21 protein-coding genes and 1 pseudogene are annotated in these 24,810 nt (G+C 71.0%); 9 read left to right on the top strand and 13 right to left on the bottom strand.

Annotated elements, in window-relative coordinates; genetic code table 11:
* The first annotated feature begins 46 nt into the window (after positions 1–46).
* The 4 genes from NGF19_RS22585 to NGF19_RS22570 all read left to right on the top strand — a co-directional run bounded on the left by NGF19_RS22585 (position 47) and on the right by NGF19_RS22570 (position 3,058).
* Positions 47–709 carry a TetR/AcrR family transcriptional regulator gene (locus tag NGF19_RS22585; protein ID WP_252426960.1) on the top strand — a complete coding sequence of 221 codons (663 nt, stop codon included), beginning with the start codon at positions 47–49 and terminating at the stop codon, positions 707–709.
* 166 nt (positions 710–875) lie between these two features.
* Complete coding sequence (locus NGF19_RS22580; protein ID WP_252426959.1) at positions 876–1,472, top strand: hypothetical protein; 597 nt, start codon at positions 876–878, stop codon at positions 1,470–1,472.
* Between the two features lie 147 nt (positions 1,473–1,619).
* Complete coding sequence (locus tag NGF19_RS22575) at positions 1,620–2,159, top strand: cysteine hydrolase family protein (RefSeq protein WP_252426958.1); 540 nt, start codon at positions 1,620–1,622, stop codon at positions 2,157–2,159.
* Complete coding sequence (locus tag NGF19_RS22570) at positions 2,156–3,058, top strand: GlxA family transcriptional regulator (RefSeq protein WP_252426957.1); 903 nt, start codon at positions 2,156–2,158, stop codon at positions 3,056–3,058. The genes NGF19_RS22575 and NGF19_RS22570 overlap by 4 nt, the downstream gene beginning before the upstream one ends.
* 57 nt (positions 3,059–3,115) lie before the next feature.
* On the opposite strand, the gene NGF19_RS22565 is transcribed toward NGF19_RS22570, so the two are convergent.
* From NGF19_RS22565 to NGF19_RS22545, 5 genes are all read right to left on the bottom strand, one after another.
* Entirely contained in the window at positions 3,116–3,361 is a 246-nt protein-coding gene (locus tag NGF19_RS22565) for a hypothetical protein (RefSeq protein WP_252426956.1), read from the bottom strand.
* Between the two features lie 124 nt (positions 3,362–3,485).
* Positions 3,486–5,132, bottom strand: a complete 1,647-nt coding sequence (locus tag NGF19_RS22560; protein WP_252426955.1) for an amidase — start codon at positions 5,130–5,132, stop codon at positions 3,486–3,488.
* 111 nt (positions 5,133–5,243) lie between these two features.
* Positions 5,244–6,224, bottom strand: a complete 981-nt coding sequence (locus tag NGF19_RS22555; protein ID WP_252426953.1) for a sugar kinase — start codon at positions 6,222–6,224, stop codon at positions 5,244–5,246.
* Complete coding sequence (locus NGF19_RS22550; protein WP_252426951.1) at positions 6,217–6,918, bottom strand: bifunctional 4-hydroxy-2-oxoglutarate aldolase/2-dehydro-3-deoxy-phosphogluconate aldolase; 702 nt, start codon at positions 6,916–6,918, stop codon at positions 6,217–6,219. The genes NGF19_RS22555 and NGF19_RS22550 overlap by 8 nt, the downstream gene beginning before the upstream one ends.
* A 118-nt stretch (positions 6,919–7,036) precedes the next feature.
* Entirely contained in the window at positions 7,037–7,786 is a 750-nt protein-coding gene (locus NGF19_RS22545; protein ID WP_252426949.1) for a GntR family transcriptional regulator, read from the bottom strand.
* 164 nt (positions 7,787–7,950) lie between these two features.
* Here NGF19_RS22545 and NGF19_RS22540 point away from each other — a divergent pair, with 164 nt between their 5' ends.
* From NGF19_RS22540 to NGF19_RS22530, 3 genes are read left to right on the top strand one after another with little or no spacing between them, the layout of a single operon-like run.
* Positions 7,951–9,342, top strand: a complete 1,392-nt coding sequence (locus NGF19_RS22540; RefSeq protein ID WP_252426947.1) for an MFS transporter — start codon at positions 7,951–7,953, stop codon at positions 9,340–9,342.
* Between the two features lie 29 nt (positions 9,343–9,371).
* Positions 9,372–10,580: a D-mannonate dehydratase ManD gene (gene manD / locus NGF19_RS22535; RefSeq protein WP_252426946.1), complete on the top strand. Its 1,209-nt coding sequence runs from the start codon at positions 9,372–9,374 to the stop codon at positions 10,578–10,580.
* The gene (locus tag NGF19_RS22530) at positions 10,577–11,995 is read left to right on the top strand and encodes a mannitol dehydrogenase family protein (protein WP_252426944.1); all 1,419 of its coding nucleotides are present in this window, start codon (positions 10,577–10,579) and stop codon (positions 11,993–11,995) included. Before manD ends, NGF19_RS22530 begins: the two co-directional genes overlap by 4 nt.
* A gap of 32 nt (positions 11,996–12,027) precedes the next feature.
* Here the strand turns inward: NGF19_RS22530 and NGF19_RS22525 are convergent, their stop codons facing one another.
* Complete coding sequence (locus NGF19_RS22525; RefSeq protein ID WP_252426942.1) at positions 12,028–13,887, bottom strand: thiamine pyrophosphate-binding protein; 1,860 nt, start codon at positions 13,885–13,887, stop codon at positions 12,028–12,030.
* Positions 13,888–14,036: 149 nt separating this feature from the next.
* Positions 14,037–14,342: a hypothetical protein gene (locus NGF19_RS22520; protein WP_252426940.1), complete on the bottom strand. Its 306-nt coding sequence runs from the start codon at positions 14,340–14,342 to the stop codon at positions 14,037–14,039.
* Between the two features lie 56 nt (positions 14,343–14,398).
* Between NGF19_RS22520 and NGF19_RS22515 the strand changes: the two are divergent.
* Both NGF19_RS22515 and NGF19_RS22510 read left to right on the top strand, forming a co-directional pair.
* Positions 14,399–14,511, top strand: a pseudogene (locus NGF19_RS22515) (alpha/beta hydrolase fold domain-containing protein); the annotation flags it as partial.
* Between the two features lie 113 nt (positions 14,512–14,624).
* The gene (locus NGF19_RS22510; RefSeq protein ID WP_252426938.1) at positions 14,625–15,755 is read left to right on the top strand and encodes a PP2C family protein-serine/threonine phosphatase; all 1,131 of its coding nucleotides are present in this window, start codon (positions 14,625–14,627) and stop codon (positions 15,753–15,755) included.
* On the opposite strand, the gene NGF19_RS22505 is transcribed toward NGF19_RS22510, so the two are convergent.
* The 6 genes from NGF19_RS22505 to NGF19_RS22480 form a co-directional block, all read right to left on the bottom strand.
* Positions 15,742–18,696 carry a DUF5682 family protein gene (locus NGF19_RS22505; RefSeq protein ID WP_252426936.1) on the bottom strand — a complete coding sequence of 985 codons (2,955 nt, stop codon included), beginning with the start codon at positions 18,694–18,696 and terminating at the stop codon, positions 15,742–15,744. The two genes, NGF19_RS22510 and NGF19_RS22505, sit on opposite strands and share 14 nt — an antisense overlap.
* Complete coding sequence (locus NGF19_RS22500; protein ID WP_252426934.1) at positions 18,693–19,817, bottom strand: ATP-binding protein; 1,125 nt, start codon at positions 19,815–19,817, stop codon at positions 18,693–18,695. The genes NGF19_RS22505 and NGF19_RS22500 overlap by 4 nt, the downstream gene beginning before the upstream one ends.
* 108 nt (positions 19,818–19,925) lie before the next feature.
* A complete protein-coding gene (locus tag NGF19_RS22495) occupies positions 19,926–21,293 on the bottom strand; it encodes a VWA domain-containing protein (RefSeq protein ID WP_252426932.1) in 1,368 nt (455 codons plus the stop codon).
* Positions 21,290–22,714 carry a hypothetical protein gene (locus NGF19_RS22490; protein WP_252426994.1) on the bottom strand — a complete coding sequence of 475 codons (1,425 nt, stop codon included), beginning with the start codon at positions 22,712–22,714 and terminating at the stop codon, positions 21,290–21,292. The genes NGF19_RS22495 and NGF19_RS22490 overlap by 4 nt, the downstream gene beginning before the upstream one ends.
* On the bottom strand, positions 22,684–23,187 hold the full coding sequence (locus tag NGF19_RS22485) for a hypothetical protein (protein WP_252426931.1): 504 nt from the start codon (positions 23,185–23,187) through the stop codon (positions 22,684–22,686). Before NGF19_RS22485 ends, NGF19_RS22490 begins: the two co-directional genes overlap by 31 nt.
* A 143-nt stretch (positions 23,188–23,330) precedes the next feature.
* Complete coding sequence (locus NGF19_RS22480; protein WP_308288515.1) at positions 23,331–24,614, bottom strand: phosphatase PAP2 family protein; 1,284 nt, start codon at positions 24,612–24,614, stop codon at positions 23,331–23,333.
* Positions 24,615–24,810 lie beyond the last annotated feature (196 nt).

The raw sequence follows: 24,810 nt of genomic DNA, 5'->3' as shown, positions 1-24,810 counted from the left end.
GCTGACCGATGTCCCGGACGCCACCGGAAGCGCGTCACCTCTCACCGTGGAGCGCATCGTGCGGGCCGGGATCGCCGTCGCCGACGCGGAGGGGCTCGATGCGCTGTCGATGCGCCGGGTCGCCATGGAACTCGGCACCGGCACGATGTCCCTGTACCGGCATGTGGCGTCCAAGGACGACCTGGTGACCCTGATGGTGGAAGTCGCGATGACCGACGTGCCGTTGCCCGACTCGCCGCCGAGGAACTGGCGGCACGGCCTCGAACGCGCCGCGTACCGTGACTGGGAGCTGTACCACCTTCACCCGTGGATCCTGCCGAGGGTCATGGTGACGACCCGCGCGTATTTCAGCCCGGCTCTCGCGGCGGACAGCGAGAGCGCCTTCTCCTCGTTCGACGGTCTCGACCTCGAACCCGCCGATGCTTTCCGGTACATGTTCATGTTCGCCTCCTACGTGCAAGGCGTGGCGCTGATCCTTGTCAGCGATGCGGAGGCGGAGCGGCACGCGAAGACCGCCGCGGAGCAAGGCGCGAAAGCCCCGGACCACGCGCAGAACCCGCTGTACGATCCCGTGGCGTACCCTCGGCTCGCCCGCGCGATGCGCGCGGGCGCCTCCCCTTGGGATCTCGACGCCTCGTTCGCCTCAGGCCTCGCCGGTGTCCTGGACGGCATCGCAGCCGGTCTCGCGAGACAAGGCATCGACGCCTGAGGCCGTGCTCCGGGGCCCGGTTGGCGGGGATGCGTACTGGCCTGGCCGGTGAGGTTTCGCCAGGGGCAGACGCTGTTCAGAGGCGGCACTCAAAGGTGCTCGAGGAGTTGCCCGAGAGATTCTTGGTGACATTGATGTTCACGTTTTCCCGAGGTGGGAGCACGCGATGACCGACGGATTCGTCTTCTGGTACCGGCAGGCATGGCGGCAAGGCGCCCCGGCTTCTCTGTTCCGGTCGTCGGAGCGGGCGGGGCTTGGCCTCGCCAACCCGGTATCCGGCCGTGTCACCGCGATCACGAACGGCCCCGGCTCCTGGGGCGAACAGGTTCCCGTCACCTCCCAGCAACTCGCCCAGATTGCGGAGTCGGCCAGTGACTCCGAGGTCGACTTCCAGTGGTGGCTGGACGGGGAGACCGACGTATACGTACGAATTCGCCGGGTCCACGGGGATGCGGCTGTCATCGAGTTCGGGCTCGACGGGCTCGGGGCGCGGCAGGAGTCCGTGATCGGCTCCATCACCTGGGTCCTGCAACAGACGTGGAGCGACTGCCTGGGCCTGGTCGTGGACCGTTCCGGAGCGACGGAGGACACCGACTGGGACATGGTCGTCCTGAGGGGCGGACCAGGGATCGTGAGGTGGCCGGACACTCTGGCCGTCCCACAGGCAGTCGCGGCGAGGAGTGCTCAACTCGCGGTTGCGGCCGGGCAGGTTGTGCCTCCGCTCGTCGTCCATGGGCAGTCGCTGGTTCCTGGCAGGGGGTGATGGACGCCGTACTGCTGCCGTGGTCGTATGCCTGCCGCAAAGGGGCGGCGCCATCCGGGTCCAGGCATGGTGTCTGACCAGATCGTTCCGTATCCGGCCCCGATCGTGTCTGCCGTTCACGGATCGTCCCAGGTCAGACTTGGGGGCATGAAGAGAGCGTTGATCGTGATCGATGTCCAGGAGTCCTTTCGTGCTCGACCGCTGTGGGAGGAGATCAGTAACCCGCAGATCGCCGACCCGGTGAACCGGCTGGTCCGGATCGCGCGGGAGAACGGTGACCTTGTGGTCTGGGTGCTGCACAACGAGCCCGGCAGCAACGACGTGTTCGATCCGGCGCTGGGGCATGTCCGGCTTCTGGAGGAGCTGGAGGAGCCGCTGCCGGGGGAGCTGGTGCTGTACAAGACCTCGCACAACGCGTTCACCACCACCAACCTTCAGCAGCGGCTGACCGAGGCGGGCGTGAGTGAGTTGTGGGTGTGCGGTATCCGTACCGAGCAGTGCGTCGAGACCACGGCCCGGCTCGGCAGCGACCTCGGCTACGACGTCGTGTTCGTGGCCGACGCGACCGCCACCAATCCGATCGGTGAGCTGAGCGCCGAAGCGATCATGGAGCGCACGCAGGCTGTCCTGCGGGACCGCTTCGCCCGGATCGCCACCGTGGCGGAGCTGGCACCATCGGCGGTATGACCCGCGTCGTCTTCGTCCTGCTGCCCGAAGTCCACCTGCTCGACCTGGCCGGACCCGCTCAGGTCTTCGCCGGCGCGGACGGCTTCGGGCAGCCGTACACGCTCGACTACGTGGCCGAGCGGCCCCAGGTCCTGAGCGCCGAGGGCCTTCCCCTCGTGGCCCGGACCGACTGGCCCGTCCTGGGGCGCGACGATCTGATCATGGTGCCGGGGTGGCGGGGGCCCGTTCTGCGGGACGGACCCGTGTTGCACGCGTCCGCCGTCGAGCGTCTGCGCGCGCACCACGCCGCGGGCGGCACCATCGCCAGTGTCTGCGCCGGCGCCGACGCCCTGGGCCAGGCCGGCATGCTCGACGGGCGCCGCTGCACCACCCACCACCAGCTCCAGGACGAACTCGCCGCCCGCTACCCCCGGGCCACGGTCGTACGGGACGTGCTGTTCACCACCGACGACCGGGTCGTGACCTCGGCGGGCATCGCCAGCGGCATCGATCTCGCCCTGCACCTGCTGGCCGCGCGGCACGGCCCGGCCCTCGCCGCCCGAGTGGCGCGCGACATGGTGGTCTACGCCCGCCGCAACGGCAACGCGCCTCAGGCCAGCGCCATGCTCCGGCACCGCAGCCATCTGGACGACACCGTGCACCGCGTGCAGAGCCTGATCGACACCCACTACGCCGAGCCCCTTCCACTGTCCCGTCTCGCCGCCCACGCGGGCGTCAGCGCCCGTACGCTGACACGCCTGTTCGCCAAGGCCACGGACGGCCTCACCCCGCTGCGCTACCAGCAGGCCCTCCGGCTGGAACGCGCCGAACACCTCATCAGCCAGGGCACGACCGTCGAGTCGGCCGCCCGCGAGGTCGGCTTCGAGGACGCCCGCATGCTCCGCCGCCTCAGGCGCTGACACCGTGTCCGCCCTGGCCGACGGCCCCTTGATCGTTCTGAGGTCGGCGCTCGCTGTTCAGTACGCACCGTCCAGGAGTCCGAAGCCTTCCGGGAACCCTTCCAGGAACGCGCGTCGAGCCGGGTCGGACTCCGCTTCTGCCATCGCCCCGACCAGACCGGTCAACTCCTGCCGCTGGTCATTCGACAGCTTGCTGACCAAGTGGGCAACTCCCTCCAGGACCTTGACGGCATCGTCCGGATCCATCTGCTCGTCCTCACTGCCCTCGACGAACCACAGGACATCGACCAAAGCCTCAGCCAAGGCATGGGTCAGGGACGGGTACGAGGGCGTCACGACGGGCTCCCGGCAGGTCAAGGGCAGATCGACGGCGGATCAGTGGAAGATCAGTGGCAGAGTCCGGTCATCCCATCACACGGCACCGACATCACTCTCCATGAGCGGTGTCGGACGTCACCGACGGCAGGTATCGCGGTGTGCGCCAGGCGTTCAGGTGTTGTTCCACCGCCGCCCCCAGTGACAGCAGTTCGGCGTCTCGGTGGTTGCCCGTCATCAGGAGCAGGCCGACCGGCAACTCGCCTACGGAACCCGCGGGTACGGACAGTGAGGGGTAGCCGGCGACGGCGGCCGGGGTGGAGGACGGGATCACGTCGTTGTCGCCGCGCGCGCAGTCCGTCGTCCAGGCGGGCGGGTTCGTCGGGGAGGCGATGGCGTCCAGGTCGTGGGCGGCCATGGTCTCGTCGATGGACCGCCGGGACAGGTCCTTCAACTCGGCGCGCATGGCCCGGTAGCGCGGGTCCGTGGTCGACGGCGCGGCCAAGGCCTGCTCGAACAGTTCCTGGCCCGCGAAGCAGGACTGCTCGGCCGGGTGTGTGCGGTTGAACTCGATCAGCTCGGCGAGGTCGCGAGGCCCCTTGCGGGTGGACAGGTAGGCGTCGATGTCCCGGTGGAACTCGCTCAGCAGGGCCGGGAACTCGAGTTCCGCGAGCCTGTCCTGGTAGGGCGGTGTCACCTCGACGACCGTGGCCCCGGCGGCACGCAGTTGTGCCGCGGTCCGGGTCATCAGGGCGTCCACCTCGGCGCCGAGCGAAGGGAGCCGCCACAGGCCGATCCGCTTGCCGCGCAGACCGCCGGGGCGCGTGACCGCATCCGTGAGGGCAGCGTCGGCGCCCGCGGTGTTGTGACCGCTGAGCACCGAGAGGGTGATCGCGGTGTCGATGACGTTGCGTGCCATGGGGCCGGCCGTGTCCTGCTCGGCGGAGATCGGGACGACGCCGGACTGACTGACCAGGCCGAGGCTGGGCTTGTGGCCGACGACTCCGTTCATCCCGGCCGGGCACACGATGGAGCCGTCCGTCTCGGTGCCGATCGCCACCTGCGCCAACGACGCGGCGAGCGCGGCGGCCGAACCGGAGGACGAACCGCACGGATTGCGGTCCAGGACGTACGGGTCGTGTGTCTGCCCGCCCACCGCCGACCAGCCCGAAGTCGGCTTCGCGGCGCGGAAGTTGGCCCATTCGGACATGTTGGCCTTGCCGAGGATCACCGCGCCTGCCGCGCGCAGCCTCACGACCAGTTCCGCGTCCGTGTCCGGCGGGCTTCCGGCCAGCGCCAGTGACCCGGCCGTCGTCGGCATGTCACGGGTGTTCACGTTGTCCTTCAGCAGGACGGGGATGCCGTCGAGCGGGCCGCGGACCTTGCCGAGGCGATGCCTCGTATCGCTGGCAGCCGCCTGGCGCAGGGCCGTCGGGCTGGTGCGCAACACCGCGTTGATCTTCGGGTTGATCGCCTTGATCCGCCGCAGGTACGCCCGGGTCAGCTCCGACGAGGTCAGGGATCCGCGCTTCATGTGCGCCTGTAACTCGGGGATGGTCACCGTCTCCAGGTCCACTCCGCGCAGGAGCGTCGACTCGGTGGGGGACGAGGAACCGGCGGCACCGGAGTCGGCGGCCGGCGCACGCTGCCCCGGCACCCCCGCCGCCAGAAGGGGCGCCACGGCCAGGGCCACGGTCAGCGCCACACAGCTTCTCTTCTTCACAGCGTTCTTCGCAGTGTTCTTCGCAGTGTTCTTCATGAGGTCAGCCCACTGCAGGAGGGCCGCCGGACGCAAGAGGCTTCTGCGTCTGCCCCACCAGCCGACCAGGCCCCGAAGTCGACCGCGCCGGGGCGGTCCCGTACGCGTCCCTCAGCGCCTCACGTTCTCCGTAGCCGTCAGCAACGAAAGCTCCTCGCGGGTCGGCAGGCCCTCCCAGTCTCCGGGGACCGTGCAGGCGAACGCGCCGGTCGCGACGGCCGTGTGCAGGCGGTCCTCCAGTGGCTTCGCGGCGAGGAGTTCGGCCAGGTAGCCCGCGACGAACGCGTCGCCCGCGCCGACCGTGTCCACGGCGTCCACCCGGACCGCGGGTACGGCGAGGCGTTCCCCGTCGGCCACGGCCGCGCAGCCCTCGGAACCCAGCTTGACCACGGCCTGCGACGGGCCGAGGGCGCACAGCGCGGCGGCCGTCTCCAGCGGGTCGTCGTGCGCGTCGACGAAGAGTTCCGCCTCCTCGGTGCCCGCGAAGACCACGTCGGCGGCCCGCACCAGGTCGCTGAGGCCCTTCGCCGCCTCGGCCGAACTCCACAGCCTCGTACGGAGGTTGACGTCGAAGGAGACCGTCATGCCGCGTTCCCGCGCCGCCCGCACGGCGCTCCGCACCGCGTCCGCGGCGGTCGCCGAGAGCGCCGGGGTGATGCCGGTGACGTGCAGCAGGGCGGCACCGTCGAGCGCGTCCGCGGTCACATCGGCGGGGGAGAGGCGGGAACCCGCGCTGCCCGCGCGGTAGTACCAGACGCCCGCGGTGCGCGCGGTGCGCCGCTCCTTGACCATCAGGCCGGTCGGCGCCGAACTGTCCACCGTGGCCCGCACGTCGAGGCCCTCGGCCCGCAACTCCCGTACGACGGTACGTCCGAAGGGGTCGTCGCCGACCCGCCCGATCCAGGTGGCCGCCACCCCGAGCCGCCGCAGCCCGATCGCCACGTTGCTCTCCGCGCCGCCCACCGACAGCGACATGCCCGGCACATGGGCCAGGGAGCCCACCCGGTCCGGCGTGAGCAGCGCCATTGTCTCGCCGAGCGTGACGACCCGCGGCTCCGGTTCTCGCGCCGCCGCTTCCGTCCGCTCAGCCACCGGAGACCTCCCGCGCCGCCTCGGACACGTTCCGTACCACCTCGCGGGCGCGCTCGCGCAGCTCGCCGAGGTCACCGCCCTTGAGCGCGTCGCCCAGCAGCGGGCCGCCCATGGAGACGGCGGGGCAGCCGACGCGGATCCAGTCGCCGCACGTGGCGCGGTCCACACCGCCGGACGGGATCACCGGCATCGACGGGAACGGCCCGTGCAGATCCTTGACATAGCCAGGACCGACCGCGGAGGCCGGGAACAGCTTCACCGCGCTCGCCCCCGCCGCCCAGCCGGTGCGCAGCTCGGTCGGGGTGAGCCCGCCCGGCACGATCGGTACGCCGCGCGCCACGGCCGCGCGTATCAGCTCGGGGTCGGTGTGCGGGGTGACGACGTACCGCGCGCCCGCCTCGATCACGGCGTCGAGGTCGGGTACGGACAGCACGGTGCCCGCGCCGACCTCGGCGTCCGCACCGAGGGCCGCGGCGAGTTCGGCGATCGCGGCCACGCCGCCCGCGGTGGTCAGCGTGACCTCCATGCTGCGGATGCCCTCTTCGGCGAGCACCTCCGCGGCGGGACGCAGATACCGGGCGTCCGCCGCGCGCAGGACGGCGATCACCTGCGTCCGCAGGAGGATCGAACTCAGCGGCCGGGGCCCGGGTCCGGGCTCGGTCCGGGACCCGTCGGCTGTGGCGGACGTACGCATGGGGCGGCTCCTTCGTGAGGGGAGTGGGGAGGGGTGGTCAGTACGTACGGGCGAGCGCGCACCCGGCGCCGCGCCGAGCACGTACTCGCGCGGGCGGGAGCCGGCGCACGCGCGCGGTTCAGCCTGCCGTCGGCCGCTTGCGCTGGCCGCGACGGGGCCGGGGCGGGGCGTCCTCGTCGGCGAACAGCTCCGGGTGCTGGGTGCGTACCGTCTCGACGTCCGCGAACACCTGCCGCAGATGCCCGCGCAGCGCCGCGTCCGCGCCTGCCGCGTCGCGGCGCTCCACCGCGTCCACGACGTCGGTGTGCTGCCGGATCAGCAGGGCGAGTTGGTGCTCGAGCGGCAGTGACAGTCGGCGGGCCCGGTCCAGATGTGCCTTGGCGTGCTGCACGAACGACCAGGCCTCGGGGTGGCCCCCGGCGGCCATCAGCCGGGCGTGGAACTCCTCGTCGAGACGGAAGAAGGTCTCCGGGTCCGCGCGTCGCTCGGCGTCGGCCTGCGCGGCGAGCAGGGCCCGCAGTTCGAGCAGGTCCCGCTCATCGGTCCGCTCGACGCTGTCGCGCAACGCGGCCGACTCCAGCGCCTCGCGGACGAACTGGGCGGAGGCGATGTCCCGTTCCCTGATCCGCGAGACGAACGTGCCGAGTTGGGGATAGACGTCGACCAGTCCCTCCTCGGCGAGCAGGATCAGCGACTCGCGCACCGGGGTGCGGCTGACCCCCAGCTCGGCCGCCAACTCGTTCTCCGACAGCGGTGCTCCGGGCGGCAGTTCGAGCCCTACGATCCGTGCGCGCAGCAGCTCGTGGACCAGTTGCCGTGCGTTGCCTCCTCGCGCCCGTGCGGCGTGCAGTCCTGAGGACGAGGCCATCGTCGTTCCTCCGACACTTGACGATTTCTGACGTACTTGTATGGTAGCCGACGTCACTGGGTCACGGTGGCGTTTCGGCGCGGTTCGCGCCACGGCTCGGATGCGCGGGCCATCTCCGACAGACGGGCCACGTGGCCTTGTTGAGCCTGCAAGGAGGCAGGAAGATGAGCGACACGATCCCCCTCGGCGACGCCCCGCCGAAGGACCTGCGGCGCACCATCGGCGCCTCGGTGGTCGGCACCATCGCCGAGTACTACGACTTCTTCATCTACGGCACCGCCTCGGCCCTGGCCTTCAACAAGGTCTTCTTCCCCGAGGTCGACCCCACCGTGGGCACCCTGGCCGCGTTCTCGACGTATGCCGTCGGCTTCTTCGCGCGCCCGCTCGGCGGTCTCGTCTGGGGCCACATCGGTGACCGCGTCGGCCGCAAGAAGGCGCTCGTCTTCACGCTGCTCCTCACCGGCCTCGGCACCTTCGTGGTCGGGCTGCTGCCGACGTACGACCAGATCGGCATCTGGGCCGCGGTGATCCTCGTCCTCGTCCGTCTGGTCCAGGGCTTCGGCGTCGGCGGCGAGCAGGGCGGCGCCGTGCTGCTGACCGCGGAGAAGTCGCCGCCCGGCAAGCGAGGGTTCCTGGCCAGCTTCGTCCAACTCGGCTCGCCCGCGGCCTACTTGGTACCGACCGGCCTGTTCGCCCTGCTGACCACGCAGCTCTCCGAGGAGGCGTTCCTGTCCTGGGGCTGGCGCATCCCCTTCCTGCTCTCCCTCTTCGTGGTCGTCATCGGCCTGTTCGTCCGTCTGAAGATCGACGAGTCGGAGACCTTCGAGGCCGCCAAGGAGACCGAGGCCAAGAAGCCCGAGGCCAAGGAGGTCGCGCCGCTGAAGGTTCTGGCCCGTGACCACAAGCGGGAGCTGTTCGGCGGTCTGTTCACCAAGTTCGTCGAGGCCGCGGTCTTCCCGTTCTACACGGTCTTCCTCGTCGCCTACGGCAAGGAGCACGACGTCGACGGCGGCATGATCCTCAACGCCGTGATGATCGCCATCGCCTGCGAGTTGGTCGCGATACCGCTGATCGGCCGCCTCACCGACAAGGTCGGCCGCCGCCCGGTCTATCTGACCGCCGCGCTGCTCAACCTCGTCCTGGTCGTCCCCGCCTTCAAGGCGATCGAGTCCGGCGACATGGCCGTGATCGTCGCGCTGCTGATCGCCGGTCTCGCCCTCGGCCACGCCGGTACCTACGCGCCGCAGGCCTCCTACTTCCCCGAACTGTTCCCGGCCCGCGCCCGCTACAGCGGTGTCTCGGTGGTCTGGCAGTTCGGCTCGATGATCGCCTCGGGCCCCTTCACCGTGGTCGCCTCCGCGCTGCTGATCGCCGGTGACGGCTCCTGGACCTGGGTCGCGGTCTACGTCGCGGCGCTGATCCTGGTCTCCGTGGTCGCCCTGTTCTTCATGCCCGAGACCGCGCCCGGCAAGCGCGGCGGCGTCGAGTACGCCGACTGGGGGCCCGCCGCCGCGAAGTCCCGACCCGCCGCCACCACCACGTCCTCCAGCCACTGATCCACCCTGCTTCCGGGAAGGCTGCTCCCTTGGCCACCATCACCGACGCGAAGGTCATCGTGACCTCGCCGGGCCGCAACTTCGTCACCCTCAAGCTCACCACCTCCGACGGGGTGACCGGCCTCGGCGACGCCACGCTCAACGGGCGTGAACTCGCCGTCGCCTCCTACCTGCGGGACCACCTCGTCCCGCTGCTGCTCGGCCGCGACGCCGACCGCATCGAGGACATGTGGCAGTACCTCTACAAGGGTGCCTACTGGCGCCGGGGCCCGGTCACCATGACGGCCGTCTCGGCCGTCGACACCGCGCTGTGGGACATCAAGGGCAAGGTCGCGGGCATGCCCGTGTACGACCTGCTCGGCGGCAAGGCCCGCGAGGGCGCCCTCGTGTACGGCCACGCCAGCGGGGCGACGGTGAGCGAACTCATCGACGACGTCGCCCGGTTCAAGGACCTCGGCTACCGCGCGATCCGCGCGCAGACCGCAGTGCCCGGTGTGGCCGGTACGTACGGCGTCCGCAAGGGAGCCGTCTACGAACCGGCCGCGGCGGCCCTTCCCGACGAGCAACTGTGGGACACCGAGAAGTACCTGGACTTCGCCCCGCGCTATCTCACCGAGATCCGGGAGAGGTTCGGCTTCGACTTCCATCTCCTGCACGACGTCCACCACCGCCTCACCCCCACCGAAGCCGGACGCCTCGGCCAACAGCTCGAGGAACTACGCCTGTTCTGGATGGAGGACCCGTCCCCGGCCGAACTCCAGGAGAACTTCCGGCAGATCAGGCAGGCGACCACCACCCCGATCGCCGTCGGTGAGGTCTTCAACTCCATCTGGGACTGCCAACAGCTCATCACCGAGCGCCTGATCGACTACATCCGCTGCTCCGTCGCCCACGCCGGCGGCATCACCCACCTGCGGCGGATCTTCCACCTCGCCGAGCTGTACCAGGTCCGAACCGGCTCGCACGGCGCCACCGACCTGTCCCCGGTCTCCATGTCCGCCGCCGTCCATCTCGACGTCACGGTGCCCAACTTCGGCATCCAGGAGTACATGGAGCACGCCCCGGTCACCCACGAGGTGTTCCGGCCCGGCTACGAGCTGCGCGACGGCGCCCTGCACCCCTCCGACGCGCCCGGACTCGGCGTGGAACTCGACGAAGAGGCCGCGGCCCGCTTCCCGTACGACCCCAAGTACCTTCCGGTGGGCCGTCGTTCGGACGGATCGGTGCACGACTGGTGAACAGGCTCTCGTACGCGACGCTCGGTTCCCTCCCTGCCGGGAGCCGCCCCCTGGTGGACCCGCGCGCCCTCGGCACGCGGATCGTCCACCTCGGCCTCGGCGCCTTCCACCGCGCCCACCAGGCCGTCCACACCGAGCAGGCCGAGGCGCTGCACGGCGGCGGCTGGGGGATCGCGGGCTTCTCCCAGCGCTCCCGCGCCGTCCTCGACACACTGGCCCCGCAGGACGGGCTCTACTCCCTGACCCTGCGCACCCCGGACGGCCCCCGCACCCGGGTGATCGGCCAACTCACCGAGGTGCGCCACGCCGTGGACGACGCCACCCGGCTGCGGGAACTCCTGGTCTGCCCGGACGTCACCGTGGTGACCACGACGGTGACCGAGAAGGGCTACGGGCGCGCGGCCGACGGCGGCCTGGACACCACCGCCCCGCCGGTCGCCGCCGATCTCGCCGGAAGGCCCGAACCGGCCAGCGTGGTCGGGCAGTTGGCGTACGGCCTGCGCGCCCGGCGCGCCCTCGACGCCCCGCTGTCGGTGGTGTGCTGCGACAACATGGCCGACAACGGGCGGGTCCTGGCACGGCTGGTCCGCGAGTTCATAGCGGCCTCCGGCTGGCCGGACGCCGACGCGCTCCTCGACTGGATCACGACCCGCGTCGCCTTCCCGTCCACCGTCGTCGACCGCATCGTCCCCGCCGCGACCGGCGCCGACCGGGACGCGGCGAGCGCGGCGCTCGGGGTACGCGACGAAGGCGCCGTGGTGGGCGAGCCGTTCACCCAGTGGGTCCTCCAGGACACATTCGCCGCGGAACGCCCCCGCTGGGAGGAGACCGGCGCGCTCTTCGTACCGGACGTCGCCCCGTACCAGATGATGAAGCTGCGCCTGCTCAACGGTGCGCACACGCTGCTGAGTTGCCTCGGCCTCGCGGACGGCCGGGAGACCGTCGCGGGCGCCATGGCCGCCCCGTGGGGCGAGCCGGTGCTGCGCGCCTACGCCGCCGAGGTGGCGGGCACGCTGCCCGCCGGGCTCGACGCCGACGCGTACGTGGACGGCCTGGTGGCCCGCTTCGCCAACCCGGCGATGCGCCATCTGCTCCGGCAGATCGCCACCGACGGCTCGCTCAAGGTCACCGAGCGCTGGCTGCCCCCGCTGCGTGAACTCCGCGCGGCCGGTGGGTCCGCGCCGATGCTCACCGGCGCCCTCGCCGCCTGGGCCCGTCACACCCGCGACCAGGACCTGGACGACCCGCTGGCCGACCGGATCCGCGCGGCCTGGACCGGCGAACCCCGAGCAGAGGTGCGCGAACTGCTCTCCGTCCTCGGCGCGTCGGACCTCGCCGAGGACACCGGTCTCGTCGCGGAGGTCGGCGAACGGATCGCGGCCCTGGACGCGGGCGGACCCATGGCGCTGCTGTAGACGGCCGGGCGACACCCGGACCGCGAGGGCTGCTACGAAGCCTTCGGCTTCGGCACCTTGTACGCCATCGCTCGCGGATAGTCGTGCCGGGGCAGTCGGACGCGGACCAGGAGCGGTCCGGTGTTGACCGGGTCCGTCGGGTCGGCGAGGCGGACCAGCAGATCGTCCAGGTCCGAGGTGTGCGCGACAGTGACCCCGTTCGCCGGGGTCTTCGGGCCGGCGAAGACGGCGGCGAGGCGCTCGTACTGCCACGGGTGGAGGACGTTGTAGAAGTCCGCCCCGTCCGACTCGGCGGCCTGCTCGGCGAAGTAGGACGGGTGCACCAGCATCTGCTCGATGCCGTAGAGGTGTTCGTTGTCCATGACGAACACCACCGACCGCAGCCCGAGCCGGGTGTGAGTGGAGATCTCCTGGCAGGTCTCCTGGAAGGCGCCGTCGCCGACGAACACCATCGGGCGGGCGTGCCCGCGCTCGGGGGCGAGCGCGGCGCCGGTGGCCGCGCCGACCGACCAGCCGATGGACAGCCAACTGACCTGTGACAGGTACTGGCCCGCGGACAGGGAGAGGTTCATCGAACCGATGAGGGAGAACGCGGCGTCGGACACCACCGTCCAGTTCTGCTCGGTCTCGTGGCCCAGGAAGTGGTTGATCCGGTCGAACACGCCGTCATAGGTGAGGGGTTCGGGCTGCCGGGACCGCGAGCCGCTGACGCGGAGCGAGGCGCGGTGCTGCGCCAGGCCGGCCGGGCGGTCGCTCTGGGCTCCGTGGTGGGCGTGGGCCTCGGCGTAGTAGTCGGCGGCCAGACCCCCGAAGCCGTAGCTCTTCACCAGCGCGTCCTGGAGGGCGGGCAGCAGGTGTCGGAGCTGGACGTCGGGGAAGTACGAAGTGCCCACGCTGACACCGCCGTTCGCCGCCATCACCCAGTCGCCGCCCACGGACTGCTCGCCCTCGAGGTTCTTCGACGTGGACCAGGCGCCGAGGCCGATCCGGCAGGTGGCCCAGTCCTTGAAGATCCTGTGCACATCAGGGTGGCTGGCGTGGCCGTTGTAGACCCCGTGGAACTGCGCCAGGTCCTCGTCCACGACAGCCTTGGCGCCGACGGTGGTGCAGAACGGTACACCGGTGGCCTCCACCAGCTCGGTGAGCTGCTCGCCGAGGCGGAACCGGTCGATCTCCTCGCCCGCCCACACGACGGGGCGGGGCCTGCCGTCCGGGCCGGGGTGCTCCGCGATCAGGGTGAGAACCGCGTTGACGGCGTCGTCCAGCATGCGCTGGTTGCGCGCGCTGAACGGCCGTTCGTGGCACACGATCGGCCCCTCGGGCTCGGGGCAGGGCTCGTCCCACAGGTCCTCCATGACCTCCAGATAGACGGGCCTGCGCTCGGAGAGGCACGCGGTGAGCGCGGCATCGATCTGACCGGCGGCGAGGCCCGGGTTGGAGATGACCTGCGCGTCCACGGTGACCTGCCGGTAGGCGTCCAGGTTGCTCTCCGCGCGGGGGCTCATGTGCGAGGTGAGCAGGCCGAGGGCGCGGTAGTTCTGCCACTGCTCGTAGGGCGGGGAGGCGTTGATGGCGACGAGCGGGACCCGCTCGACGTAGGCGCCACCGCAGGCGTTCAGCAGATTGAACGCGCCGACGCTGTACGTGACCGCGACGGCGCCCACACCGTGGACGCGGGCATAGGCGTCGGCGGCCTGGCCCGCGCCGCCCTCGGTGGGGGTGCCGACCCACTCGATGTCGCCCTCGGCCCGCAGGGTGGTCAGGAACGGGCCGAGGTGGTTGCCGGGCACACCGAACAGATGGGTGATGCCCAACTCGCCCAGCCGTAGCGCGAGATAGCGGGCGACTGTGCATGCGGGGGTGGCGGAGTTGTCCCGTGGAGTTTCGGTCATAGCTCGCGATCGTAGAGATGGAGAAACGATTTCCTGGTTCGTATGGTTGGTAAATTCCTCAAAAAACCAGCCGAGTTGATTGAACGGGAATTCGATGTGCTCGCTCTTCCTTGCGAGGCGAGGTGGAACTCCGAGGTGGGGTGGGGCATTTACCAGTAGGTGCGGGTGACCTTGTCCGGCAGTCGTCCCTGCCGTTCGGCCTCCTGGAAGATCACCGATGCGGCGATCAGGAATGCGCGACGGATTCCCGGGTCCGGGTGCGGATTCTCCACGTTCCCCACGCTCTTGACGAGGAACATGCCGCCGAGGGGCATTCCCTCCGCCGAGCAGGGGCGGGCGACTGATCCCGCCGGGTCGATCAGGATGTTCCCGGTGGCCCCTGCCGCGGTTTCCCAGGCGTAGACGGACCCCGCTTCGAGGGAGAGTGTCTGCCTGCACGTCAGTGATGCGGTCACAGGCGCGACGATAGTAGGCGCGGCGCACGCCTTCGTCGTCGCGCGGCGCCCGGATCACCGCGTCCCCGCTACAGGTCCATGACCGAGCACCTGCGCGGCCTGCCCCCCGGCGCTGGTGATCACGGTCGAGGCCGATGTGCTGCGCGACGAGGGCGAGGCCTACGCCGCCACGGCTTGAGGCGTACGCAGGGCGAGGCATCCACAGCTCAAGGCGGCGAACTGTTCCGGATGCGAACATGAGGTATGAGCGTAAAGCGGGACATATGGGAAAGGTTCCGGGCTGTGCGGGCTCGTCACTTGCTGCTCCTGATTCCGCTCGCACTGATCGTCGCGATCACGATCACGGACATCCTGACCCCGGGTATCCAGCTCGGCCCCCTGCTGGTCGTCGCCCCCGCCCTCACCGCGTCCTTCGCCGGTCCGCTCCTCACCGGCGTCATGGGCGTCCTGGCCGTGACCGGGCAGATCCTCGTGCCTGTCTCCCAGGGCAGCCGGATGACGGCGAGCCTGCAGGCACAGGCCCTCGGTATCACGCTGATCTCAGGGTTCCTGGTCGCCTTCCGCTATCTCCGAGGTCGGCAGGAGCAGCAGCTCGCACGGACACGCTCCGTGGCCGTGGCCACGCAGGAGGTCCTGATCCGGCCGCTTCCCCGGCGCTCCGGCCCGCTGCGGATCGCGACCGATTACATCGCGGCCGAGGAGGAGGCCCAGGTCGGCGGCGATCTGTACGCGTCGGTACGCCACGGCGACGCGACCCGGCTGGTCATCGGCGATGTCCGGGGCAAGGGGCTGAACGCCATCGAGGACACGTCACTCCTGGTCGGGGCCTTTCACGGCTCCTCCTATCGCAACCTCTCGCTGCTGCACATGGTGCTGCACCTGGGGCACGCCATGTACTGGAAGTGGGCGCGCGATGCCGTCGACGACCCCGTGGCAGCGGAGTCGTTCGTGACCGCGCTGCTGCTGGACATACCCGATGACGTCGGCCTGGTGGAGATCGTGAGCTGCGGTCATCCGCCGCCCCTGCTGCTGCACGGGGGCACGGTCCGCCCGCTGGATGCGAGCAGCCCGGGGTGCCCGCTCGGTCTGATGCCCCCCGCCGAGGACCAGTACGTGGTCGACACCTTCGGCTTCGAGCCCGGCGACATCCTGCTCCTGTACACCGACGGAGTCATCGAGGCACGGAACCGCGAAGGCACCTTCTACCCCTTGGCCGAGCGGGTCGCGGCCTGGGACGGGAACGGCGGCCCGGAGCGCCTCGTCGCGTACGTCCACAACGATCTGCTCCACCACGCCGACGGCCACATCGGCGACGACGCCGCCCTCATCGCCGTCGAACGCCTCCCGATCGAGCGGCCACGGCCGCCGGGGCGCGATGCCCCGGCGGCCGATGCCGGTGTCACGGGCCGGTGAGCAGCTCCGCCAGCGCTTGCGCCGTGTCGGGGTACTCGGCCGTCAGCGCCGCGGTGCCGGGCGGCCGGGTGGCCGACGACCACGGGGCGTCGCAGCCCAGGAGATCCGCCAGCGCGTCGCACGTCGCCGGATACGCGGGGAGCAGCCGTGCGCCCCGAGCCCCCTCCTCGGCCCGCGCCCCCCAGCCGTCCGTGCAGCCCAGGAGATCCGCGACCGCGTCGCAGGTCGCGGGGTGGGCCGGGAGCAGCGCCACCCCCTCGGAGGCGAGGCCGTGCGAGGCCGCTGCTGTCGGCTGCTGTTGCCGCCAGGGCGGCACCCAGGTGTCCAGTGCCGCGAGCCGCGCCGGGAAGATCCGCCCGGCCTCGCGAATGAGCAACGGGGCCAGCTCCGCCGCGTTCGACCGCAGCGTGGTGATCAGGACCGGCAGCCACGGCAGCAGCACGGCGTCCGGAAGCCGCCCGAACGCGTTCGACACGGCCTCCACCACCACATCCGCCAGGCCCGGCACCGGCTCCAAGGCGTGGACGAAGCCGCTGAGGTACTGCGGGTAGGAGGGCACCACCAGCGGGTTGGCCAGCAACTCGGCGCAGCAGGTCCGCACCTGCTCCCGCGAGAGGGTGCCGAGCTGCACCTGCGCCGCCCACAGCAGGGCCGTCTTCGCCTGATCCTTCGGATGCGACTGGGCGACGGCCAGCTCGAGCTGGGTCCGGTCGCAGCCCAGCGAGAGCGCGAGGCCCTCCATGCTGAACAGGAAGCCCAGCATCGCCGCCACATGGCGCACGGAGGCATCCTCGTCGGCGAAGGCCATCGGCAGCAGGGTGCAGTAGTGGGCGTACCCGGCCTTGACGAACGACTCGATCCACGCGGGCAGCACGGGCTCATGGGTGCGGTAGTACGCCAGCAGTCCGCGTATGCGGCGCAGCACCTCGGGCGCCCCGTCGACGGTGCGCTCGGACGCGAGGACCTCCAGCGCGCGGGCGCCCAGCTCGTCGGCCAGACGGCGGCCGGTGAGGTGGAGCGTCGCGTCCTCGAGCGCCGCCAGCACCTGCGCCGTCGTCGCCTGTGGCCCGTACGCGGCGCGCCGCAGCCGCTGCTCCAGCACCTGCTCCAGGCTCACGCCCTCGTAGCCGAGTTCGATGAGCGCCCGCTGATGTGTGCCGAGCGAGAGGTCCCATGACTCCTGGATGGACCGCTCGCCCAGGCGCCGCTCGCCCATGATGGGCCGTGCGGCCCCGGCCGGCATCAGCCTGCGCAGGATCCAGAGCACGTCCGAGCAGGCCCGCAGCTCCGGATGCGACGCCATGTCGAGCAGGGCGCGGCGCACCCCGCGCTGCTGGAGGTTCAGCTCCAGCGGCGCCAGCCGGTCATGGACGTCGCGGGCGAGGGGCGGCAGCGCGTCGTAGCCGACCTGGCCGATCCGGTCCCCGCCCATCATGATCTCGACCAGACGGCGTACGTCCCGCCGTCCGGGGACGGTGTCCTTCTCGATGCAGGTGATCGCCGCGTCCTGGAAGTCGTACGGCGTCGGCTTGGCCCGGTCCCGCACCCCGGCGAGCAGGATCGACGTCTCGAACACCGCGATGGCGTCGGCGGTGGAGGCGAGATAGCCGTTGCGGCGCGCGGCGCGGGTGATGTCCACGGACCAGCCGAGCAGTTCGGCCTCGTCCAGCGTGTCGAGTACCGGTGGCCGGCTCAGGAAGCCGGAGAGCTGGTCCGTGGCCGCGGCGGGGACGACGGGCGCGGGCGCCGAGGCCTTCGTGGGCCGCTCCTTCTTCGTCCCGGCCTGCCCTTGCAGACGGTACGGCTTCACGCGGGTGCGCTTGAGGTTCTTCGCCCACTGCGTCGCGGCGATCGACACCGACCCGGAGGCGAGGCCGAACTGCGCCTCGATCGCCGCGTGGCTCGACGGGATCAGGCCGTACTGCCAACGGGTCGCCGTGCGCGGGGAGATGGCGAAGGTGTCGGTGCCCTGGACGCCGAACTCCTTGACGCGGCTGGCCGCGTGGAAGGCACCGCAGATGTACAGGCAGTCCTCCGGGTCGGCGCCGGTCGCGCGCAGGTGCGCGCGCATCCGGGTCCACATGTACCGCTCGCGGTCCTCGTCCACGCGCACCCGGTCCCCGTCGCCCGGGGCGAGCCGCCGGAACAGGCTGCCGATGAGGAACATGACCTGGCGGTAGGTGTCGTGATCGCTGTCGCCGAGCGGCACTTCGACGTACTGATGCCACCACTCCGACCAGTGCCGCACCTTGCCGTGGCGCAGCAGATGCTCCTCCAACTCGGCGAAGCGCGGCCGGAGATCGCCGATCTCGACGCCGACGGCCTCGCCGTGCAGCGCGGCCTCGGCCGGTTCGGCGGCGGGGCTCGCCGTGTCCTCGCCGGTCGGCTCCTTCGGCTCCTTCGGCTGCTCGTGCCGGGAGTCCCACTGGAAGACGTGGTCGGACGAACGGTCCACGAGGACGAGTTCGACGCCGGGCGTGTCCAGCGCGTAGGAGATGGCCTGGTACTCGGCGGAGGCTTCCGTGATCGGCGCGACGACCGACAGCGGGGCCCACTCGGCGGGCAGGCCCTCGATCTCGCTCGCGAACGCCTGCACGGCCACCGGCAGTCGGCAGTTGCGCAGTTCGGTCAGGAGCGGCGCCATGTCCTCGCACAGCTCCAGATAGACCACCTTCGGCTGCTTCTCGCGCAGCCGGCGGGCCATCGCGAGGGCCGAGGCGGGGGAGTGGTGGCAGACGGGGAAGATCTCCAGGCGCTCGCCCAGCGCGCGGTCGACGTCGTCGACCATGCCCAGGAGGAGGCCCTCCAGCGCCTCGGGACCGTCGGCGAACCGCGTTGCCGCCTCGTGCAGTTGACCGCGCAGGGCCGCGAACGGGGTCGCGGTCGTACGGCTCTCGTGCTCGCGGCTCTCGTGCTCGTGGCTCTCGGGAACGTCGCTCATGACAGCTTGGCGATCGCGTCCCGGCCGCCCTCCAGGAACTCGGGCCAGGAGCCGCCCTCTTCCTTGCCGCGCGGCTCGACGACCCCGTGCAGGTACTTGTTGAGGATGGCCAGGTCCTCGGGCTCGCGGCGGGCGAGCGAACCGACCAGCGAGGAGGCGAGGCCGCGGGCGGTCAGGGTGCGCTCACCGAAGAAGTTGCTGTGCAGGACGGCGTCTTCGAGCACACCGATCTGCTCGGCGGTGGACAGCGTGGACTCCAGCTTCTCGTCGTCGCTGCCGGCCGCGGCGGCCGAGGCGCGCAGATCGGCGAAGCTCTGCAGGAGGACGTCGAGGAGCGTGGGCGGTACCTCCAGCTCTATCCGATGGCGGCGCAGCAGTTCCTCGGTGCGGAAGCGGACGATCTCGGCTTCGCTCTTCTTGTTCGTCACCACGGGGATGCGGACGAAGTTGAAGCGGCGCTTGAGCGCGGAGGAGAGGTCGTTGACCCCCCGGTCACGGCTGTTGGCGGTGGCGATGATCGAGAACCCGGGCTTGGCGAAGACGATGTTGTCGCCGCCGCCGTCGCTCTCCAACTCCGGTACGGAGATGTACTTCTCGGAGAGGATCGAGATCAGCGCGTCCTGCACATCGCTGGTGGAGCGGGTCAGCTCCTCGAAGCGGCCGATGGCGCCCGTCTCCATCGCGGTCATGATCGGCGAGGGGATCATGGACTCGCGTGACTGGCCCTTGGCGATGACCATGGACACGTTCCAGGAGTACTTGATGTGGTCCTCGGTGGTACCGGCCGTGCCCTGGACCACCAGGGTGGAGTTGCGGCAGATCGCGGCCGAGAGAAGCTCCGCCAGCCAGCTCTTGCCCGTACCGGGGTCGCCGATCAGCAGCAGGCCGCGGTCGGAGGCGAGGGTGACGATGGAGCGCTCGACGAAGCTCCGGTCACCGAACCACTTCTGCGACACCTCGCGGTCGAGGCCGTCGGCGCGCTCGGAGCCGAGGATGAACAGCCGGACCATCTTCGGGGACAGCCGCCAGGAGAACGGCTTGGGGCTGTCGTCGATCGACTCCAACCACTCGAGTTCCTCGGCGTACTTGATCTCGGCGGGGGCGCGCAGCAGGTCGGACATGGCAAAGGCCTTTCGGTACGGATCAGGTCAGGGGGAGACGGCGGCGTGCGGGCACCGGCGGGCGGGCGTCCCCGCGCGGGGACGGCGGGCGGCCGGGCCGGGGCCGTCTCAGGTGAGGAACGTCTTGAGTTCGTGGACGAGCTTGTCGATGTGGCCGGAGACCACCGGGGTGCCGAGCGCCTTGAACCGCTCCCGGAACCAGGGGTTGACCTCCTGGCGTCCCGAGCTGGTCACCGAGCCGACGGGGATGAACTTCACCCCGGACCGGTGGACCGCCTCGATGCCCTCGAACAGCGGCTGGGAACGGTCGAACTCGTAGAAGTCCGATATCCACACCATGACGGTGTTCTTGGGCTCGGCGATCTTCGGCCGGGCCATGGCCATGGCGACCGGTCCGTCGTTGCCGCCGCCCAGATTCGTACGCAGCAGGACGTCGAAGGGATCGCGCACCCAGGGCGTGAGGTCGATCGCGCGCGTGTCGTACGCGATGAGGTGGACGTCCACCTTGGGCAGCCCGGCGAAGATGGAGGCCAGGATGGTGCAGTTGACCATGGAGTCGACCATCGAGCCGGACTGGTCCACGACGACGATCAGTCGCTGGGGAGTCGTCCGGCGCACGGTGTGCCGGTAGTAGAGCCGGTCGACGTAGAGCCGCTCCTCCTCCGGGCTCCAGTTGGTGAGGTTCTTCCAGAGGGTGCGGTCGAGGTCGAGGTTGCGGAAGACCCGCTTGGGCGGCACCGAACGGTCCAGCTCACCGACCGTGGCCTTCTCCACCTGCGTCCGCAGCACCTCGGCGACCTGGTCGACGTAACGCCGGATGAGGGACTTGGCGTTGGCGAGCGCGACCCCGGAGAGATTGCCCTTGTCACGCAGCAACTGCTCGATCAGGGACATGCTCGGGGTGAGCCGGGCGGCGAGCGCGGGGTCGGCCAGGACCTCGCGCAAGTGCATACGGTGCACCAAGTCGGCCTCGATGGAGCCGAGTTCGGCCCCCAGGCCGCCGCCGGCCGCCCCGGCGGACCGCTCGCTCGGCGAGCAGCCGAGCGCGCGCTCCAGCCAGCCCTTGTCGGACTGCCAGCGCGCCAACTGCCCGGCGCTGACCGTCCCGGAGCCGGTCGCGAAGACGTTGAGCAGCAGCTTGGACGCGAGCGCGGCGCGCCGCACCTCGGCGGCGCGGTCGCGTGCGTCGTCCGCCTCGGGCTCCGGGGTCATCAGGCCGTCGAACTCGGCGGCCAGCTCGGGATGGCGCTGGACGACGGAGTCGACGGACGTGCCCGGGTCGAGCAGCGCGGTCGGCAGGCCGATGTCCTCCACCACGGCGAGGCTCGCCGCTTCCAGCGCGCTCTGCTCCTCGTGGTCGAAGAGCCGGGCCAGCAGCCGCCAGTACAGGACCTGGCGGCGGTTGTCGTCGGCGTCCGGCCCGGTCGGCGGCGCGGCAGCGGAACCGGGTCCGCCGCCCAGGGCGTGGTCGGTCATTTCCGCAGCAGCCTTCCCGCGCGTTCCCGCAGGACGGTGACGGCGTCGGTGGCCGCCTTCTCGGCCCGCGCCCCGGCCTTGTCGGTGGTGCCACCGGCCCACGCGCCCGCGTGCACGGCGACGGTCTTCTTCCGTACGGTCGTCTCCACGGCCACCGGCTGCAGGACGAACTCCCCGGCGTCCCAGCGCAGAAGCCCCACACACGCGCCGGACGTGGCGACGGCCTTCGCGGTGAGCGGGCCCGCCGCTGGGGCGCGGTCGGTGTCGACGGCCAGCCGCTGCCCGGCGAGGTCGAACGTCAGCGTCCCGTCGTCCGCCGACTCGGCCGCGTACCCCTCCAGCAGGACGGGTACGGCGATCCGGGCCGGATGGCGGTCCAGCGGGGCGGTGACGGGATCGGTCGCAGTGGACAGGATCACCCGGGCCGTCGCGAACGGGTCGGCGGCCTCGCCCGCGCGGGCCCGCTCGTCGTCCCAGAGGAGGTCGCCCTCGGCGGTCAGGGGCATGGCGTCGAGCTCCATGGAGCGGCCCTCGCCGACGGCGGCGAGCAGCGACATCCGCGGGCGGAGCAACTGCCACAGCCCGGCGCCGACGACGGTGTCCGGCTTCGGCGCGGACACCGAGGCCCGGACCAGGCGCGGCGCCGCGCCGTCGGCGGGCTCGAACACCGCGTGGACCTGCGCCTGCACCGCGGTCGCGTGCTCCTGCACATCGACGCCGAGCGGCAGCAGGCGGCCGGTAGCGGGGGAGACGGCGGGCGTGCGGGCGGCGCCCGGCAGGGTCAGGAGCAGCGCACGCGACCACAGATCCGCCCAGCGGCGCTCCGGAACACGCTCCAGGGCCGTTCCCGGGCAGGACGCGGCGAGTTCGGCGGCGAAGCCGTCGAGCAGGGCCGCCTGCCGCCGCAGCAGCGGGTCGGGCAGCATCGCGGAGACCACGGGCGCTGCCCCGGCGATCAGATCGTGATCGATCCCGTGCCAGCCGGTTCGCGCGAGATCGCACAGCCACGCGCGAGCGGCGGCCAGGACGTTCACCGCGTGCTCCTCGCCGTCGGCGGCGGGAGCCGTCTCCGCGGCGCGCGGCCGTCCGGTCACCTCCCCGATACGGGCCGTCAGCGCGTCGTGGACGGAGCCCATGAGGGCGGTGCGCGCGGCGGCGAGCACGACGAAGTGGTCCTCGGAAGCGGCACCGGCCACGGCCTTCTCCACCGCCTCCGTGACCCGCGCGGCCAGCGGCGTGCCCGCGACGGCGTCGGCGAGCGCCGTCAGACCGGCGACCTGCGCGGGCTGCGGGCGCAGCAGCCCGTCCACCAGGACGCCGTCGAAGGCGTCCACGGCCGCGAGCGCCTCGTCGAGCCCGTCGACGGGGTCGAACAACAGATCCGTCCGCATCAGGCCACCGCCCCCGTCGACGGGAACCAGTGCATCTCCGGCAACGGCGCGGTGACCGGCTCCAGTTCGAGATAGGTCAGATGGCGCAGGAACCGGCTGAAGACCGGGGCGGCGGCCGAACTGCCGCCCGGCGCGGGGCGCGTGGCGGCCAACGACGCGACGAGCCCGGCGCCGTCGAGTTCCCCGTCGCCCGGCTCGGCCTTCAGATACCGGGCGACGCGCTCCGCGCCGTACTGGAGGACGGCCTCAGCGACGAGCGCGCGGATGTGGTTGCAGAAGCCGCCCCGCGCGCCGCCGCAGGGGCGGTTGTTGTTGGTGCTGCACGCGTACGCGTACGTCCCGGCCGCGATCGAGGACACGTACACGCGCCCTATGTCGGACCCGCTGGACACCACGCCCTGCAACCGCCCGTCGGCCAGCTCCACGAACGGCACCTTGGCAAGCTTCCGCGGTCGCGCGGGCGGGACGACCCGCACCGTGCTCGACCTCTCCCAGACTGGCAACGCATCTCTCCCATGCAGGCAGAACAAGGGGGCGTTCACGCCAGGTCGGCGGAACAGGAACGAACCTAACTCCGCCCACTGACAACGCCCTCCGGCACGGCAGGGAAGCGGCCCGAGCGGGCGCCCTTCAGCACCCGCCCTGCTCAGGCCGGTTCGGGCTGCGGCTGTGGCTGGGGTACCGGCGCGGCCTTCGGGTCCCACAGTCTGGTGGTCCGCACATAGAGGTGGATCACCGAGGCGAGCGCCAGCAGGAGAAGCGGTCCGAACACCCAGGGGTACGCGGCCATCTGCGTCGGCAGATACCGGTAGGCCACCAGGAGCGCGGTGAAGACCGCCGTACCGTAGGCGACCAGTTGGATCCCCGACCGGTCCCAGCCGCGCTCGAACGCGCGCAGCCCCGCCTCGATCGTCAGCGTGAACACCACACCGGCCACGAGATCCGCGCCGTAGTGGTAGCCGAACCCGAGCGTCGCGGTGAGCGTGGCGATCAGCCAGGCCGTTCCCGCGAAACGCAGCGCGCGCGGGCCGTTGCGGGAGTGCAGGAAGATCGCGGTGGCCCACGCCGTGTGCAGACTGGGCATGCAGTTGCGCGGGGTGATCTCGTCGAAGGGCATGTGCTGCGGGGTGCCGATCGAGGGCAGCGTGTTCGGCCACAGATCGGCCAGCGCCCAGTGCCCCCCTTCGGCGCCGTAGGCGTAGACCGGTCCGACCACCGGGAAGATCATGTAGATGGCCGGCCCGAGGAGACCGATGACCAGGAACGTGTGCACCAAGTGGTGGCGCGGGAAGCGGCGCTCGGTCGCGACGTTGCGGAGCTGGTAGAACGCGACGGCGACCGCCGCCGCCGGAAGCTGCGCGTAGACGATGTGGAGGAAGGTGGAGCCGACCACGCCCGTGGCCTCGACGATCCGGCCCACCAGCCACGACGGGTTGCCCAGCGCGTGATCGGCGGTCGCCACGTACTGGTCGAGTACCTGCGGGCGGGTCTTGGACGTGATGAGCAGCCAGGTGTCGCCGATCTTGCGGCCGGTCACCAGCAGCAGGCCGAGCGCGACGCCCTTCAGTATGTGGAGTCGGTCCTCACCCGTGCGACGTGTGACGGCGATCACCGTCCAGCCCACGATCACCCACAACGCGCCGTTGCCGAAGGGGTGGCCTTCGGTCACCTTGATGTCGGCCACCCAGCGCACCAGCAGGATGACGGCGTCGATACCGAGCGCGGTGAGGAACGAGACGAGCCGCTGCCGCCAGGTGAGCACCACCATCATCAGCGCCATGCTGCCGTACAGCACGAATCCTGATCTGGGGGGAAATATCACCTCACGCACCTGGTTGGCTATCGGCCCGCCCAGGCCGTAGCCGCGCGCGACGATCTCCAGCGCGACAAGGAAGCCCAAGGTGATCACACCGGCCACGGCCCACAGGATGACCCGTGGTTGACGCCAGGCGGCGACGGTAGTACTGCTGTCTCTTCGCGAAGGCACCCGCGACGCTCTAGGTATCAACGTTCGGCCAATGTGTGAGGAGTTATGTGATCAGGTCACTCTTCGTTCCGGATAGCATCGGTTTCCGGTGAAGGACGGGCGTTGGGGACGCTCGTCATGAGTTCGGATCATGCTAACG

Source organism: Streptomyces macrolidinus (assembly GCF_023887685.1).
GTDB lineage: Bacteria > Actinomycetota > Actinomycetes > Streptomycetales > Streptomycetaceae > Streptomyces > Streptomyces macrolidinus.
Note: the sequence above shows the minus strand (reverse complement) of the source record. Positions and strands in the feature narration are given on the sequence as shown.